Genomic DNA, 2,296 nt, shown 5'->3' on the forward strand with positions numbered 1-2,296 from the left:
CCGTTTCCCTGGCAGACGTCACCTGTGCGGATCATCCGCTCGATTTCGTTAACGGCTGCTTGCCGCGTCGACGCGAAGACGGTGACAGTCGAAATTGCTCGCGACGCTCCCGTAGTTTTATCTTTGCAATCAACGCGATATGTTACCGAGAACGGAGGCTGAAGATCGTCGGTGATGACCTCGCCCCTGCTTGCAAGATTGCTGCGGCAGTCGTCGTGATGACGACCCCAGCAGATCGGGAAGATCATCTCTTGCCAAGTTTGAGGCTTTAGGTTCGAGACATTGAGGGTCAGCGCTTTCCTCTGCGATGGCCCCGGGGAGAAGGTTCGATCCCAGTTCCTCTCCCTCCGCCAGCCCATTGAAGTATAAATTAAATTTTCGTATTTCGATGGTTGAACCCCGGGTTGCTTCTGAGCGGACAGGGGTTGGAAAGCCGACGTAATCCTTTCTGAAAATCGGTCGAGAGCCGAGCTTAACCGTGGTTGCCTTTGTTCCTGCACCCTTCACACAAACGAGATACCGCGAACAGACCCACTGGTACAGGTCGACTACGTGCGCGTCGTAGATTTGGATCGTGGGGCGGAGCAAATCGGACATCTGCGCGGTCAGAGTGGTCACCATTTCGATTGTCATGCAGCTGCTGACAGAGCGTGGTAACGCGTGCTCGATGCTTCATAACCCGTAGAGCGCTTGCTCATTCGCGGCTCCCCTGGCCCCAACCGGACCTTTCGCGCGACGCCCTTGCGAAATCGCGGCGGCCCATCTAAATGTATATCCCAATTGGATATACACGGAGATAAGGCGATGACAACTTCCACGATATTCACGAGCAATCGCAGCCAAGCCGTCCGGTTGCCGAAGGCCGTTGCCTTCCCGGCGGGAGTACATCAGGTGGATATTTTGAAGATTGGCCGCAGCCGCTTGATCGTACCGCAGGGCAAGCGGTGGGACGACTTGTTTCAGAAGGGTCCGCGCGCAAGTGACGACTTCATGGTCGTGCGTGAGCAGCCGCAGGCCGAGGAGCGCGAACCGCTCTGATGCTCACCTACATGCTCGATACAAATATCTGCATCTATGTGATGAAGAATTATCCGCCGAATCTGCTGGAAAAATTCAACGCACTTGCCGACCAACTCTGCATCTCCAGCATCACGCTTGGCGAGTTGCACTATGGTGCGGAGAAATCAGCTCGCCGTGCCGACAATCTGACCGCGATCGAGCATTTTGTGGCGCGCCTTGATGTCTTGGCGTTCGAGGCTAAAGCTGCTGCGCACTACGGGCAGGTTCGGGCGGAACTGGAGCGCGCGGGAACTCCCTGCGGCTCGCACGACATGCAGATTGGCGGTCATGCCCGCAGCGAGGGGCTGATCGTCGTGACCAACAACATGCGCGAGTTCAACCGCATGCCGGGAATCAGAGCCGAGAACTGGGTCTGACCGAAGCGAAAGTGCATCTCCGCCGCGCACAATTCCAGAAACAGTGGACGGAATCCAATTTGGCTGCAACGCGCTGGCAAATACATTAACCTTGGGTGCGAACCGGCAACCAATAATGGGAAGTCTTAGGGACGAAGCCGATGCGAGTCGTCAGCGATTCAGCCGAGCTGTTCAGGCATGTGAGTGCCGAGAAAGCGGCGTTCTATCGTTGCATCATGGATGTCTTCGCCGCGGCCAAACGACAATATCGCCTGCAACTCCGCCCCGACGAGGTGCTTGCCGAAGCCCGCTGGCCTGACGCTCCGCCCCGCATCGAAGACGTCAGCACAGCACTCACCCAGCTTGCAGACTGGGGCAACCTTGAATCTCAGCCCGATACTGCGCGGGTTTCCAGCCTGAGCGATTTCTACCGCGCGCGCTTTCTCTATCGGCTCTCGCAGGGCGGCGAAGCGGTCGAGGCGGCTCTGGCCCTGTTCGTGCAGACCCTGCAGCGCCGCGCCGAACTGCAAACCGTGGCGCTCGAAGACATCGCCAGCCGGCTGCAGGCGCTGCGGACGCTGGCCGATGCCCCCGAAGCCGACGTGGCCAAGATCCACGAGACGCTGCGCGACCTGGTGCGGGTGTTCGAGAGCCTGGCCGAAAACGCTCAGGCCTTCATGGCCGGCGTTGCCCGCAGCATCGAGCTGCAGCAGGCCGAGGCGGATGCGGTGGCCAGCTACAAGCGCCGGCTGATCGACTATCTCGAGCGTTTCATGGGCGATTTGGTGCGGCGCTCCGACACCATCGCCAGTCTGATCGTCGTCATGGAACCGAAGATTGACGCCCTGCTGCAGCAGGTCGCCGCGCGCGAAGCGCGCGAT

General features: G+C 59.1%; 4 protein-coding genes. 3 read left to right on the forward strand and 1 reads right to left on the reverse strand.

Translation table 11 applies throughout. The features are described from left to right. Positions 1–248 (reverse strand): hypothetical protein (locus WCE35_RS16375; RefSeq protein WP_424594379.1); only part of this gene is annotated, 248 nt, incomplete at its 3' end. 556 nt (positions 249–804) lie between these two features. Here WCE35_RS16375 and vapB point away from each other — a divergent pair. From vapB to WCE35_RS16390, 3 genes are all read left to right on the forward strand, one after another. Beyond that, entirely contained in the window at positions 805–1,038 is a 234-nt protein-coding gene (vapB, locus tag WCE35_RS16380) for a type II toxin-antitoxin system VapB family antitoxin (RefSeq protein WP_422281151.1), read from the forward strand. Next, positions 1,038–1,436 (forward strand): type II toxin-antitoxin system tRNA(fMet)-specific endonuclease VapC, encoded by a 399-nt coding sequence (gene vapC / locus WCE35_RS16385; protein ID WP_424594380.1) that lies wholly within the window; start codon positions 1,038–1,040, stop codon positions 1,434–1,436. The genes vapB and vapC overlap by 1 nt, the downstream gene beginning before the upstream one ends. A gap of 140 nt (positions 1,437–1,576) precedes the next feature. Further along, on the forward strand, positions 1,577–2,296 hold a 720-nt coding region (locus tag WCE35_RS16390; protein WP_424594381.1), incomplete at its 3' end, for a TIGR02677 family protein.

Origin of the sequence: Bradyrhizobium sp. (assembly GCF_049691595.1) — a bacterium.
Taxonomy (GTDB): Bacteria; Pseudomonadota; Alphaproteobacteria; order Rhizobiales; family Xanthobacteraceae; genus Bradyrhizobium.

Coding starts and splice junctions, on each gene's coding strand:
- vapB (WP_422281151.1), top strand. CDS start 805: ATGACAACTTCCACGATATTCACGAGCAATCGCAGCCAAGCCGTCCGG.
- vapC (WP_424594380.1), top strand. CDS start 1,038: ATGCTCACCTACATGCTCGATACAAATATCTGCATCTATGTGATGAAG.